We start from the raw sequence: 12,648 nt of genomic DNA on the forward strand, positions 1-12,648 counted from the left end.
CTATGAGCGCGGTTGCTATCAGCCCAGATGGCCTATATCGCTGGAGCGACATCAAAGATCTGGTGCCGGTTTCGCGTGAGACATGGCGTAAGCGGGTGATTGATGGTACGGCGCCAGCGCCAGTTCAGCTCAGCCCTCGCTGCACCTGCTACCGTGGGGAGGATCTGTTGCTTTGGCTGCAGGATCCTATCGGTTACCGGAGAGACCCGGCAGAAAAGCAATAACCCCTACGCATTCACCGTCCGGCGCAGCGGAATCACGTTGTCGCCGGCGGCGAGCATATCCAGATAGTCGGCCCATTTCTGCATGAGAGCGACCCTTTCTTTCAACCAGGTGGTGCGGTTGTATGCACGGCCAAGACTGTCGGACACCTTGTGGCTGATCTGCAGCTCGAGCAATTCAGGGTCTACGCGGAGCAGTTCAGCGGCCATTGTCCTGGCAGATGCCCGGAATCCATGTACCGTCATTTGTCCCTGAAAACCAAGCTTTTTGATTGCTGCCATCGGGGTGTTGTTGCTAATGGGCTGCCTTGGCTTGATCGGTGACTGGAACACCATGCCGCTGTCGCCGGTGACGGGTTTCAGTATTTTCAGGATCTCGACGGCTTGGCGCGGCAGCGGGACAAGATGTGACTCCCAGCCTGTCAGCGAGATCTTTGTGTCGCCTTGCTGGCCTTCTCGTTCGGCCGGAATCTCCCACATTGGCGCTCCCCATTTGTTTCCATCCAGGTCGAACTCGCGCCACCTGGCCAGACGGAGTTCGCTGGGACGCTGGAAGAGCAGGGCAGACAGCCGCAGAATGCACCGTGTCACCAGTTCCCCGCGGTAAGAGTACATCCCATGCAGAAGCCGGGCGAAATCGCTAGGATCGGTGATTGCGGCAAAGTGCTTGGCTTTTACGGTTTGTAGCGCGCCACGTAGATTGATGGTCGGATTGTGCGTGGCGCGACCGGTCTGGATGGCATATCGGAATACCTGGCCGCAGTTTTCTCGGGCGCGGTGGGCGGTTTCGATGACGCCGCGGCCCTCGATCCGGTTCAAGACCGCCAGCAGTTCAGGCTCGCGGATCTCGCTGATGGGCAGCGATCCCAGCCAAGGATAGATGTCGCGCTTGAGGCGGCTGGAGACCTTACTGTAATGGGAGGCGGACCAGATCAGCTTTTTTTTGGCGAGGTACTCATCGGAGACAGCCTGGAAAGAGTTCTGGGTCGACAGTGCGGAGCGGACTTTGTCCACCTTTCGCTGTTGCATAGGGTCGACGCCCTTGGCCAGCAGGTTGCGCGCTTGCAGATGGAGCTCTCTTGCTCGCAGGAGGCTGACTTCTGGATATGTGCCCAGCGCGAGTGTCTGGCGACGGCCGTGGAAACGGTAGTCAAAACGCCAGTACTTTGAGCCTTTGGGCTCGATCAACAGGTACAGGCCGCCGCCATCGGTGATACGGCGTACCTTGTCGCCAGCCTTGGCTTGTTTGCATGCGAAATCGGTCAGTTTAGCGAGGATGGCCATGTGCGATTTTCGGTGAAATGACAGTATTTTTTGAGGTGGTGGCTCTGGTACGCGCCGGGTACTGTCAAATGTACTGTCAAAATCGCTTGCTGTCTCTAGGCAAACTTGGGCGTCATTGGGCAACAAAAAACCCGCACAGTCAATGCTGGTGCGGGTTTCTGGGCGTTGTTGGGCAACGCTGGGCATTTCGATGGTGGCCTTGGGCGGAATCGAACCACCGACACAAGGATTTTCAATCCTCTGCTCTACCAACTGAGCTACAAGGCCAACCGAGAAAGGCGAAACTATACACGAAAATTTCCGACTGTGCGACTTACGCCACAAAATTTTTTCGCTTCCTTTAGGAAAAGCAGTAAACCTAGGGTATTCCCTGGTGATCAGTAGGTGTATCCTGCGCCTCGGTCTATAATCTAACGCGTTAAATAACATAATGTTTCGCTGCCGGCGGCTGGTTGTCGTCGGCGTACGGATCTCAATGGCTGTCGATGTCCTTACCTTCGGTCTGAATCATGTCTCCGCCCCGGTGGCGGTGCGGGAGCGCGTGTCGTTCTCGTCAGACCTGCTCAAGCCTGCGCTCGACGGCCTGCGCTCGGCATTCGGGGCATCGGTAAGAGAAGCCGCCATCCTGTCCACCTGTAACCGCACGGAAATCTACTGTGCGGCCGAACCCCAGGTCTCCGAGCAACTGCCCGCCTGGCTGGCGGAGCACAATCGGCTGGAAGCCGGGGCGCTCAAGCCGCACCTGTACCGTTACCAGCAGAACGATGCCGTGCGCCATGCCTTTCGCGTGGCCAGCGGACTGGATTCCATGGTGCTGGGAGAACCCCAGATCCTGGGGCAGCTGAAGGACGCCGTCCGCGCGGCGGACGAGGCCGGCGCGCTGGGCACGCTGCTGCACCAGCTGTTCCAGCGTACGTTCTCGGTCGCCAAGGAAGTCCGTTCGCAAACCGCCATCGGCGCGCAGTCCGTATCCATGGCCGCAGCCGCCGTGCGGCTGGCCGAGCGCGTGTTCGGCAACCTGTCGGAAGCCAGTGTGCTGTTCATCGGCGCCGGCGAGATGATCGAGCTCTGTGCGACTCACTTCGCTGCGGTGCAGCCGCGGCAGATGATGGTGGCCAATCGCACGCTGGAGCGGGCGGACTTATTGGCGACGCGCATCAGCGCCAAGACCATGACGCTGGCCGAGATCCCCGATCAGTTGGCGGATTTCGATGTCATCGTCTCCTGTACGGCCAGTTCCTTGCCGATTCTCGGCCTGGGCATGGTCGAGCGGGCCACGCGCCAGCGCCGCTATCGTCCCATGGTCATGGTCGACCTGGCGGTGCCGCGCGATATCGAACCCGAAGTCGGCCGGCTGGCCGATGTCTACCTGTACTCGGTCGACGATCTCGGCCGCATGGTGCAGAGCGGCACCGATTCCCGCAAGGCGGCTGTCGTGCAGGCCGAAGCCATCATCGAGACCCGGGTCCAGAATTTCATGCATTGGCTGGAGTCCCGCGCATCGGTGCCAGCCATCGTCGATTTCCAGCAGGCGGCCGACGAAGTCCGCATGCATGAACTCGATCGCGCGCGCCGGCTTCTGGCGCGCGGCGTATCGCCCGAAGAAGTCATGGAACAGCTGGCGCATGGCCTGACGCAAAAGTACATGCACGGCCCGCTGTCCGCCCTGAATCGCAGCGAAAGCGCCGAGCGTCAGCAACTGCTGACCATTCTTCCCCGTCTCATGCCGCGTAGCCATCGCCAGCGGTAGCGGCGATCCGCTGTTATCCTGTCGTGCATGCATCACCGGCTTGAGGGCCGGCTGTTTCTCTTACCTTATCCACTATGAAAGATTCCATGCGCAATCGGCTGGAGCAGTTGGCCCGCCGATTGATCGAAATCGATGCCTTGCTGGCCGAGCCCGAAACCGCCGGCGACATGAACCGTTTCCGCAAGCTCTCGCGCGAGCGTTCCGAACTCGAGCCTGTAGTGGCTGCGTTCGAGGCCTACAGCGCTACCGAGGCGGATATCCGCGCCGCCCAGGACATGATGTCCGATCCCGATCTGCGTGAAATGGGCGAAGAGGAATATCAGCTCGGCAAGGAAAAGCTGGAAGCCATGGGGACGGAGCTGCAGCGCCTGCTGCTGCCGCGCGATCCCGACGACAGCCGCAGCGTCTACCTGGAAATCCGCGCCGGCACCGGCGGAGATGAAAGCGCGCTGTTTGCCGGCGATCTGCTGCGCATGTATATGCGCTACGCGGAAACGCAGGGCTGGCGCATCGAGTTCATGTCCGAGCACGGCGCGGAAATCGGCGGCTACAAGGAGGTCATCGTTCGCATCGAGGGCGACGGCGTCTATGGCCGTCTCAAGTTCGAGTCGGGTGCGCATCGCGTACAGCGCGTGCCGGAAACCGAGGCCCAGGGGCGCATCCATACGTCGGCCTGCACGGTGGCGGTGTTGCCCGAGGCGGACGAGCAGAGCGATATCGTCATCAGTCCCTCGGACTTGCGCATCGACACCTTCCGCGCCAGCGGCGCCGGCGGCCAGCATATCAACAAGACCGATTCCGCCGTGCGCATCACGCACTTGCCGACCGGCTTGGTGGTCGAGTGCCAGGATGACCGCTCCCAGCACCGCAACAAGGACAAGGCCATGCAGGTTCTGGCCGCCCGCCTGAAGGACAAGCAGATGCAGGAGCAGCAGAGCCAGGAGGCCGCGCAGCGCAAGAGCCTGGTGGGTTCGGGCGACCGTTCGGAGCGGATCCGTACCTACAACTTCCCGCAGGGCCGGATGACGGACCATCGCATCAACCTTACGCTGTACAAGCTGGGCCAGATTATGGAAGGGGACCTGACCGAGCTGCTGGACGCATTGCTGTCGGAACACCAGGCCGAGCAGCTGGCCGCCCTGGGGGATGAGGCCTGATCATGCCGGGGACTCTGCCTGGCGGCGGCACCAGGACGATCCGGGAAACGCTGCGGGATGCCTCCCTGCCGCGTTCCGAGCTCCAGCTGCTCTGGCAGCATGTGCTGGGCAAGCCTCGTTCCTGGCTGATCGCGCACGATGCCGATACGCTGGCCGAAGAGGATGTGGAGCGCTTCCTGCAATTGCGGCAGCGCAGGCAGGCGGGCGAGCCCATGGCCTACCTGCTGGGCGAGCGCGAGTTCATGGGGCATGCGTTTCGCGTGTCGCCCGCCGTGCTGATCCCGCGTCCGGAAACCGAGCATCTGGTGGAACATGCGCTGGCCGAGGCCGGGTCGGGCCGGGTGCGGCGCTTGCTGGACATGGGTACCGGCAGCGGGGCGATCGCCGTTTCCATTGCGCTGGCCAATCCTGCGCTGGAGATCGTGGCGACGGACGCCAGCCCCGAGGCCCTGGCTCTGGCGCAGGATAATGCGCGGCGCCTGTCTGCGGGTGTATGCTTCTTGCATGGTGACTGGTACGATGCTCTGGCAGGGCAGGCGCGTTTCGACATGATCGTGTCCAACCCGCCGTATATCGATAGCCGGGATCGTCACCTGGAGCAGGGCGACCTGCGTTTCGAGCCGTCGATGGCCCTGACCGATGGGGCGGACGGGCTGCAGGCCCTGCGTGCCATCGTCGATGGCGCCGCGCATTGGCTGAACCCGGGCGGCTCCCTCTGGCTGGAGCATGGCTGGGATCAGGCAGCTAGCGTTCGCGCCATGCTGGCCGGGGCGGGCTTTGCCGATGTAAAAAGCCTGACAGACCTGGCGGGTATCGAGCGCATTTCCGGCGGCAGGTATCTATAATGTCGAGCGTCCAAGCTGTTTAACCGAGAGAGCATCATGAGCACCGTACAAGATTTCATCCGCGAAACCGTTACCGAAAACCCCGTCGTCCTTTTCATGAAAGGTTCGGCCCAGGCCCCGCAGTGCGGCTTTTCCGGCCGCGCCATCCAGATACTGAAGGCCGTCGGCGTGACGCGCCTGGCAACGGTCAACGTCCTGGAAGACGAAGAAGTCCGCCAGGCCATCAAGGACTATTCCAACTGGCCCACCATCCCCCAGCTGTATATCGCTGGCGAGTTCGTCGGCGGCTCCGACATCATGACGGAAATGTACGAAAGCGGCGAGCTGGCCACGGTGCTGAAAGAAGCCGGCGCCCTGGAAACGGAATAAGCAGGCTGCGCCATGACGCATTCCTGTAGACACTCCGGCTGAGGCCGGAGCCCTTCACGGACGGGGCGACTGCCTCGCCATCAGTCCCGCGCAATGCGCGTCACGGGGATGACGCGGGGCTGGGAGGCGTCGCCGTCCTCCTCCGGCATGGCGGGCAGGTCGGGAAACTCCTCGGCGTCGAATGCCGTGTCGCCGCCGCTGTCCGGCAGGCCTGTTGCCGCCAGGCTGCTGAAATCGAACAGGTCACTGTCCATCAGGTGCGACGGCACGACGCGCGACAGGGCGCCGAATACGTTCCATGAGCGGCCGGGAAATTTCCGGTCCCATTCCTGCACCATGCGCGTGACTTCCTTGCGCTTCAGGTTTTCCTGGGAGCCGCACAGGTTACAGGGAATGATGGGGAACTGCTTCAGTTCCGCATAGGCGATCAGGTCTTTTTCCGTGACGTAGGCCAGGGGGCGGATGACGATATTCTGGCCGTCGTCCGACATGAGCTTGGGCGGCATGGCCTTCATGCGGCCGCCGTAGAACAGGTTCAGGAAGAACGTGCCCAGGATATCGTCGCGATGGTGGCCCAGGGCGATCTTGGTTGCGCCCAGCTCCTTGGCGACGCGGTACAGGATGGCGCGGCGCAGCCTGGAGCACAGCGAGCACATGGTCTTGCCTTCCGGTATGACGCGGGTCACGATGGAATGCGTATCCTGGGTCTCGATATGGAACGGAACGCCTAGCGCCGTCAGGTATTCGGGCAGGATGTGGTCCGGAAAGCCGGGCTGCTTCTGGTCCAGGTTGACGGCGACGATATCGAACTTGATGGGCGCGCGTTCCCTCAGCGTCAGCAGGATGTCCAGGAGGCTGTAGGAGTCCTTGCCGCCCGACAGGCACACCATGACCTTGTCGCCGTCCTCGATCATGTTGAAGTCGGCAATGGCTCGGCCGGTCTCGCGCATCAGGCGCTTGTGCAGCTTGTTGTTTTCCAGGCGCTGGCGGTCGTTCTTGCGTGCGATCTGCGCGGCGTCGAAAGAAGAGTCCTTCGCGCTGTCGTCGGTAAGGATGGAATTGGCGTTTGCGGCGGTCATGCGTCTGGTTGGCGTTTGCGTTCGGCCTCGATGCCGACCGCATTGCAGTCGGAGAAGGCCAGGGGTTTGCTGATGCGCAGCCTGACACGCTGCACATCGGGAAATTCCGTCAGGATATGGTCCATGACGCGCTCGACCATGGTTTCCAGCAGATTGACGTGCGCGCGCGTGCACTCATTGACAATGGCATTGCGCAGCAGGCGGTAGTCCAGAACCGTCTGGATGTTCTGGTCGTTCACGTCCTGCGAGACGCGCACGTCGAATTCCGCATCGATGTGCAGCGGCTGCGTTGCGCGCAGCTCGTGATCCAGGATGCCGATACGGGCATCCAGCGCGAGCTGGCTGAAGAAAATGCGGCGAGTGATCATGGCGATATGGCTTAGGGCAAGATGGGAATTGTAGTGCGATTCGCGCCGTTCGGGAAAAACTGCAGCATATGCCGTGTACGGGTTCTGTCGCTACAATCTGGAGGGTCTATGCAATAAAGGGGCGCCATGACGGATGCGTTGATCGTGGGAGCCGGGCCGGCGGGTGTGTCGTGCGCGGTGTGGCTGGCTCGCCTAGGGTTTGAGCCGGTGCTGTTCGAGGCTGGTCCGCAGGTGGGCGGTTTGTGCCTGACCAATCCCTATCCGGATATATGGAATGCGGTGGCGCCGCGGGCGACAGGCATCGAGGTGGCGCATCGATTGGCGCAGAGCCTGGACGATGCCGGTGTTCCCCTTCATCTGTCGTCCCGGGTGACAGGGCTGGTGAAGGAAAACGGCGGGTTCCTGCTGCAAACGGAGCGGGGCGCGACAGCCCGGGGCCGTTTCCTTGTGCTGGCAACCGGCGTGCGCGCCAGGCGCCTGGAGGATACGTGCGGCCAAGTAGTGGCGGAAGACATGCCCGGCATACTGGTCGGCCCGGGTGCGCACGTAGCGGCCCAGGATTTCAGCGGAAAAACCGTGGCGGTGCTGGGCGGCGGCGACAATGCCTTCGAGAATGCGCTCTATGCCATGGAGCACGGCGCGCGCGAGGTGCGCGTCCATGCCCGAACGATTCGCGCGCAGCGGCAGTTCGCGAGGAAGTTTCCGGTCGACCGGATCGCGCACGGCCCGGCCGAGGTGGATGCCGGGCGGCGTACGGTCAATGGCCGGCCATACGATCTGATCCTGGTGCTCTATGGGTGGGAGCCATGCGTACCGCCATGTTCCGGCTTTGCATTGGCGCGCGACGCGCGCGGCTTCCTGCGCACGGAGATGCAGACCGCCCAGACCAGTGAGCCGGGCGTCTATGCCATCGGCGAGGTGGCGCAGCGCCAGCATCCCTGCGCAGTAACGGCTCTGGCCGACGGCGTGACGGCTGCCAAGGCGATACAGGCGCGTATCGAGGCCGGCTCCGCTTGAGCGCGTGAATACGCTTCTGCGGCGGGCACCCGGAAAAGACGAGGGTTTCAGTCGGCGGACGCCGTATCTACGCCCACCACGCGGTTGCGGGAAATCCGCTTTGCTTCGTACAGCCGGTGGTCGGCGCGCAGGGCGGCCTCCCTGAACGATTCTCCGGGCTTGATCGCGGCCACGCCGATACTGACCGTATGGCGGACGGACTCGCCTTCGTGGCTGGTCAGCGCGGCGGCTTCGGTTTGCTCGCGTATGCGTTCCGCAACCTCCATGGCGGTTGCCCGGTCGGCGTCGATAAGAATGGCCACGAACTCTTCGCCGCCGTAGCGCGAGGCGATATCTCCTGGCCCCAGCGTCTGCTGCAGTATCCGGGCGAAGTTGCGCAGCACGTCGTCTCCGAAGGCGTGGCCGTAGGTATCGTTGATGCGCTTGAAGTGATCCAGGTCCATCATGATCAGCGCCATGCGAGGGACGGGCTGGCGCAGCATGGCCTGGTTCGCGGTCCGTATCAGGGCGCCTCGGTTGAGCAGGCCGGTAAGCGGATCGTGCGTGGCCTCGCGGTAAAGCCGCAGCAGCAGGCCGAGCTGGAAATAGTTGGCGGTCAGCGTAATGCTGAGCAACGCGGCCAGCAGCCATATCTCCTGCAGTCCCGAGGCGGTCATCAGATCGCCGGTCACGTACAGCGCATACAGTTGCAGCGCAATGAGCGCCGCGCCCAGCACCGAGGATTCAAACAGCGTGAAGGGGAAGATCGCCAGCATGGTGACCAGCATGTAGGGGATGAAGCTGTAGCCGATGAGGCTTTGCTGCTGCTCCGGCAGGGTGGCCAATACCAGAGCATAGAAAGCGGCGGGAGCCGACAGCAGCAGCCCCGCGGCCAGGCGGGCCAACTGGGGGCGGAACCTGCTGTAGCGCGCCAGCACGAAAACAAGAATCAGCACCAGCAGCATGACGGCGCGGCCGGGCAGCGTATAGGTCAGGCTTTGCGGCGCGAGCATGAACCAATCAATGACGGACCAGAAGGGCAGCAGCGCCAGGAACAGCGCGCACACCACCATGACGCGGTTGCGCAGATAGTCGCCGCGCGCGTAGGCGAAGTCCCTGGAGTGCGAACGGTTTGTGAGCGCATCGCGCAGAGAGCTGAGACTTCTGGCTGCCAGTGTTTTGATGCGGGTCGATGCTGCGTGAGGGGCTGTCATTGTGTGGAAGCTAGGGGGGGGGCATGGGGCGCCTTCGGGATGCGAAGGCGCGGCGGACGGATTTTATACCTGGCGCGTCAGCTTTGCGGTGTCAGCCGGCGGTTTGCCGAGAACGACATCGAAGCGGCGCAGCTCGTCGCGGCGGAACACGTGGACCCGGACCTTGTCTCCGGGGCGCCGGGCCTGCAGCAGGGCATTCAGGCCGTCGGTTCCCTGGACGCGCAGGCCGTCGATCGCGACCAGCGCATCGCCCGCCGAAAGGCCTGCGGCATGGGCGGCCCCGCCCGTGAATACGCTGGCAAGATGAACCTCTGCGCCGCTGGCGCGGAATCTGGCGTCCAGCGAAGGAATGGCGCTGGCGGCGGTCCATTGCAACTGTATGCCTTGATGTTCCAGCAGCGATGCGAGCGGCAAGTCTTCCGTGCCGTAGACATATTGCTGGAGAAACGGCGCGGCGTCGACACCGGTGGCTTCATGGATCAGGCCGGCCATGGCGTCCTCGGGTACGCCGTGGGGCTTGCCCCGGTAGAAGTCGCGGCCATAGCGCCGCCACAGCATGCGCATGACATCGTCCAGCGAGCGCCGGCCCCGGCTTTCCCGCTGTATCAGCAGATCCAGGCCCAGCGCGGCCAGCGCGCCCTTGGTGTAGTAGCTGACGATGGCATTGGGCGAGTTCTCGTCCTGCTTGTAGAAGCGGGTCCAGGCATCGAAGGAGCTGTCGGCGATGCTTTGCAGGCGGCGCCCGGGGCCGCGATGCACGTTGGTGATGGTGGCAGCCAACAGGCGGAAATATGCGGCCTCGTCGATGACGCCGCTGCGCAGCAGCATCAGATCGTCGTAATAGGAAGTGAATCCCTCGAATACCCAGAGCAGTTTCGTATGATTTTCCCGCGCAAGATCGTAAGGGGCGAAAGCGGCCGGCTTGATGCGTTTGACGTGCCAGGTATGGAAGTATTCATGGCTGACCAGGCCGAGGAAGCGCTGGTAGCCTTCGTCCTGCGGCTCGCGTCCCACGGTGGGCAGGTCGGCGCGCGCAGTCATCAGCGCCGTGGAGCTGCGGTGTTCCAGTCCGCCGTATCCGTCTCCGGTGACCATGGTCATGAAGACATAGCGGTCGGACGAATCCAGGAATGGCGCGCGCTTGTGCTCCGGGTCGAACAGCGCGATCTGCGCAGCGCAGATGCGGCGGATGTCGCGCACCATGCGCGGAAGGTCGATATTGGGAGCCACGCCGGTAAATACCAGTTCATGCTCCGCGCCGTGGGCCTGGAAGCGGGCGACTTGCGGCGTGCCCATTTCGACGGGATGGTCGATCAGGGCATCGTAATTAGGGGCGAGATACATGCCGAAGCCGTGGCGCCGTGCGCAGGCGGGGTGATTCCTGGCTTCGGGCAGGCTGGTATGGACCTTCCAGCGGCGCGTGTGCGGCGGCGGCAGCAACTCCAGCAGGCAGGGGCGGCCGGTGCGGCCCTGCGGCGCCAGAAACAGACTGGTTCCGTTGAAGAATGCATGGGTTTCGTCGAAGTGCGCGCCGCGCACGGAGAGATCCCAGGCATAGACCGTGTAGTCCACATGCAGCGGCCCGTCGGCGGGGTCGCAGCGCCAGGCATGGCTGCCTGTCTTGCGGATGGGGACGGTCTTGCCGCGCGCGCTGGCGCGTATTTGCGTCACGTGGCGGGAAAAGTCGCGGATGAGATAGCTGCCGGGAATCCATGCCGGCATGGACAGCAACTGGCCGGCGGGATCGGGATCCTTCAGGATCAGGGAAACCTGCAATTGATGGCCGGCGGGATCGGAAGGCGTTACGCGGTAAAGTAAGGGCTTGTGTTTCATTCCGCTATAGTATGCGGTCGGCATACAGGAGACAATATGAGCGAAGCATTGGTACTGACGGAAACCAGGGGCAGGGTTGCGCTGGTGACGCTGAATCGTCCCAAGGCATTGAATGCGCTGAACGATGCGCTGATCGATGAACTGTTCGCCGTGCTGCGCCGGCACGATCAGGACGACGGCATTGGAGCGATCGTCCTGACGGGCAGCGAGAAGGCGTTCGCCGCGGGGGCCGACATCGCGGCCATGCAGCCCATGACTTTCCAGGACGTCTACAAGTCGGACTACATCGGCGGCAACTGGGAGGCGCTGCGGCGGATCCGCAAGCCCGTCATCGCGGCGGTGGCCGGATACGCCCTGGGCGGCGGGTGCGAGCTCGCCATGCTGTGCGACATCATCATCGCCGCCGACAATGCCCGCTTCGGGCAGCCCGAAATCAAGCTGGGCATCATTCCGGGGTTCGGCGGTACGCAGCGCCTGCCGCGCGCCGTGGGCAAGGCCAAGGCCATGGACCTGATCCTGACGGCTCGCATGATGGATGCAGAAGAGGCCGAGCGCGCCGGACTGGTATCGCGCGTGGTGCCTGCCGACCGTCTGCTGGACGAAGCCCTGAATGCGGCGACCGTGATCGCCTCCATGTCTCTGCCGTCGGTGATGATGGCCAAGGAATGCGTGAACGCAGCGTACGAGTCTCCGCTGCACGAAGGACTGTTGTTTGAACGCCGCAATTTCCATGCATTGTTCTCCACGCAGGATCAGAAGGAAGGCATGCAGGCATTCCTGGAAAAACGCCAGCCGGTATTCAGGCACGAGTAAGGTAGAGCGCCGCTTGCGGCGCTTTCAGGCCGGAATCGTTCAGGGGAAACCATAGGTTGACGGCTGTTGGATGATCCCCGCATTTTGTTACGGCGGGGGCGGGGTCGAGTTGCTGGGGGGTAAAAAAACAGGCTATACTCGCGGAGTTTGTCGCAACTGGTATTTGCTATTTCCGGTATTGAAGCGAGCGCGATAAAATGGCTCGCAAGCCAATATCCATGCTGGATTCAGCTTGTGTTCAGAATGATGCGGGGGTCTCAGTTGCTTCGGAAACCAATATGAATCGGCAGCCATCCAGGCGGCGTTCAGGGCAAGCGCACGGCATTCTGCGTGTACTGATGGCGCAAGGCGTAACAGGCCTGCTTGCCGTACTGGTTTCCTGGTGGGCGGCGGGGGCCGCAGGGGCGGTATCTGCCTTTGTGGGCGTGGCCGCCTATTTTGTGCCCAACGCATTGTTCGCGATGCATTTGCTGGTTGGCCTGGCGGGATCAGGCAGGGCCTCGCCGTTGGTGTTCTTTGCCGGCGAAGCCTTCAAGCTGGCTGCCGCCATCGCGATACTTTGGCTGGCCGGATGGTACGGCCGCGACTGGCTGGTATGGCCGGCCTTGCTGTTTGGTTTGTTGTGTGTCCTGAAAGGGTATGTTCTGCTGCTGGCATTGCGCAGAATGCCCTGAAAGGAAAAATAGCCGGGGACATGGGGTTCCCGGTCTGGTTGACAG

Annotated in this window: 12 protein-coding genes and 1 tRNA gene; 7 read left to right on the top strand and 6 right to left on the bottom strand. The window is 62.7% G+C overall.

Annotated features, from left to right (window positions below):
* Positions 1-227: 227 nt before the first annotated feature.
* Both EV686_RS07535 and EV686_RS07540 read right to left on the bottom strand, forming a co-directional pair.
* Complete coding sequence (locus EV686_RS07535) at positions 228-1,505, bottom strand: tyrosine-type recombinase/integrase (RefSeq protein ID WP_165972539.1); 1,278 nt, start codon at positions 1,503-1,505, stop codon at positions 228-230.
* Positions 1,506-1,696: 191 nt separating this feature from the next.
* Positions 1,697-1,772 (bottom strand) — tRNA-Phe (locus EV686_RS07540).
* A 208-nt stretch (positions 1,773-1,980) separates the two neighbouring features.
* Here EV686_RS07540 and hemA point away from each other — a divergent pair.
* The 4 genes from hemA (at position 1,981) to grxD (ending at position 5,626) form a co-directional block, all read left to right on the top strand.
* Positions 1,981-3,255: a glutamyl-tRNA reductase gene (gene hemA / locus EV686_RS07545; protein WP_132475135.1), complete on the top strand. Its 1,275-nt coding sequence runs from the start codon at positions 1,981-1,983 to the stop codon at positions 3,253-3,255.
* A 74-nt stretch (positions 3,256-3,329) separates the two neighbouring features.
* Positions 3,330-4,412 carry a peptide chain release factor 1 gene (gene prfA / locus EV686_RS07550; RefSeq protein ID WP_132475137.1) on the top strand — a complete coding sequence of 361 codons (1,083 nt, stop codon included), beginning with the start codon at positions 3,330-3,332 and terminating at the stop codon, positions 4,410-4,412.
* A 2-nt stretch (positions 4,413-4,414) separates the two neighbouring features.
* Positions 4,415-5,257 (top strand): peptide chain release factor N(5)-glutamine methyltransferase, encoded by an 843-nt coding sequence (gene prmC, locus EV686_RS07555; RefSeq protein ID WP_132475139.1) that lies wholly within the window; start codon positions 4,415-4,417, stop codon positions 5,255-5,257.
* A 36-nt stretch (positions 5,258-5,293) separates the two neighbouring features.
* The gene (grxD, locus tag EV686_RS07560) at positions 5,294-5,626 is read left to right on the top strand and encodes a Grx4 family monothiol glutaredoxin (RefSeq protein ID WP_132475140.1); all 333 of its coding nucleotides are present in this window, start codon (positions 5,294-5,296) and stop codon (positions 5,624-5,626) included.
* Between the two features lie 80 nt (positions 5,627-5,706).
* Here the strand turns inward: grxD and ttcA are convergent, their stop codons facing one another.
* Together ttcA and folB are read right to left on the bottom strand one after the other, a co-directional pair.
* Entirely contained in the window at positions 5,707-6,633 is a 927-nt protein-coding gene (ttcA, locus tag EV686_RS07565) for a tRNA 2-thiocytidine(32) synthetase TtcA (RefSeq protein ID WP_377748288.1), read from the bottom strand.
* A gap of 68 nt (positions 6,634-6,701) precedes the next feature.
* Positions 6,702-7,073 (bottom strand): dihydroneopterin aldolase, encoded by a 372-nt coding sequence (folB, locus tag EV686_RS07570; protein ID WP_132475144.1) that lies wholly within the window; start codon positions 7,071-7,073, stop codon positions 6,702-6,704.
* 126 nt (positions 7,074-7,199) lie between these two features.
* On the opposite strand from folB, the gene EV686_RS07575 reads away from it, so the two are divergent.
* Positions 7,200-8,090, top strand: coding sequence for an NAD(P)/FAD-dependent oxidoreductase (locus EV686_RS07575; RefSeq protein WP_132475145.1), 891 nt, complete (start codon positions 7,200-7,202; stop codon positions 8,088-8,090).
* Positions 8,091-8,137: 47 nt separating this feature from the next.
* Here EV686_RS07575 and EV686_RS07580 read toward each other — a convergent pair whose 3' ends face one another.
* Both EV686_RS07580 and EV686_RS07585 read right to left on the bottom strand, forming a co-directional pair.
* A complete protein-coding gene (locus EV686_RS07580; RefSeq protein WP_132475147.1) occupies positions 8,138-9,283 on the bottom strand; it encodes a GGDEF domain-containing protein in 1,146 nt (381 codons plus the stop codon).
* Between the two features lie 63 nt (positions 9,284-9,346).
* Positions 9,347-11,116 (bottom strand): M61 family metallopeptidase, encoded by a 1,770-nt coding sequence (locus tag EV686_RS07585; protein ID WP_132475152.1) that lies wholly within the window; start codon positions 11,114-11,116, stop codon positions 9,347-9,349.
* A gap of 36 nt (positions 11,117-11,152) precedes the next feature.
* On the opposite strand from EV686_RS07585, the gene EV686_RS07590 reads away from it, so the two are divergent.
* Together EV686_RS07590 and EV686_RS07595 are read left to right on the top strand one after the other, a co-directional pair.
* On the top strand, positions 11,153-11,929 hold the full coding sequence (locus tag EV686_RS07590) for an enoyl-CoA hydratase (RefSeq protein WP_132475153.1): 777 nt from the start codon (positions 11,153-11,155) through the stop codon (positions 11,927-11,929).
* A gap of 278 nt (positions 11,930-12,207) precedes the next feature.
* The gene (locus EV686_RS07595; RefSeq protein ID WP_132475155.1) at positions 12,208-12,603 is read left to right on the top strand and encodes an ATP synthase subunit I; all 396 of its coding nucleotides are present in this window, start codon (positions 12,208-12,210) and stop codon (positions 12,601-12,603) included.
* The last annotated feature ends 45 nt before the right edge of the window (positions 12,604-12,648 follow it).

Origin of the sequence: Paracandidimonas soli (assembly GCF_004342005.1) — a bacterium.
Lineage (GTDB): Bacteria > Pseudomonadota > Gammaproteobacteria > Burkholderiales > Burkholderiaceae_B > Paracandidimonas > Paracandidimonas soli.

Bases quoted from the DNA above. Each gene is read 5' to 3' on its own strand.
- prfA (WP_132475137.1), top strand. From the start codon at position 3,330: ATGAAAGATTCCATGCGCAATCGGCTGGAGCAGTTGGCCCGCCGATTG.
- folB (WP_132475144.1), bottom strand. From the start codon at position 7,073: ATGATCACTCGCCGCATTTTCTTCAGCCAGCTCGCGCTGGATGCCCGT.
- EV686_RS07580 (WP_132475147.1), bottom strand. From the start codon at position 9,283: ATGACAGCCCCTCACGCAGCATCGACCCGCATCAAAACACTGGCAGCC.
- EV686_RS07575 (WP_132475145.1), top strand. From the start codon at position 7,200: ATGACGGATGCGTTGATCGTGGGAGCCGGGCCGGCGGGTGTGTCGTGC.
- hemA (WP_132475135.1), top strand. From the start codon at position 1,981: ATGGCTGTCGATGTCCTTACCTTCGGTCTGAATCATGTCTCCGCCCCG.
- EV686_RS07590 (WP_132475153.1), top strand. From the start codon at position 11,153: ATGAGCGAAGCATTGGTACTGACGGAAACCAGGGGCAGGGTTGCGCTG.
- prmC (WP_132475139.1), top strand. From the start codon at position 4,415: ATGCCGGGGACTCTGCCTGGCGGCGGCACCAGGACGATCCGGGAAACG.
- EV686_RS07535 (WP_165972539.1), bottom strand. From the start codon at position 1,505: ATGGCCATCCTCGCTAAACTGACCGATTTCGCATGCAAACAAGCCAAG.
- EV686_RS07585 (WP_132475152.1), bottom strand. From the start codon at position 11,116: ATGAAACACAAGCCCTTACTTTACCGCGTAACGCCTTCCGATCCCGCC.
- grxD (WP_132475140.1), top strand. From the start codon at position 5,294: ATGAGCACCGTACAAGATTTCATCCGCGAAACCGTTACCGAAAACCCC.
- EV686_RS07595 (WP_132475155.1), top strand. From the start codon at position 12,208: ATGAATCGGCAGCCATCCAGGCGGCGTTCAGGGCAAGCGCACGGCATT.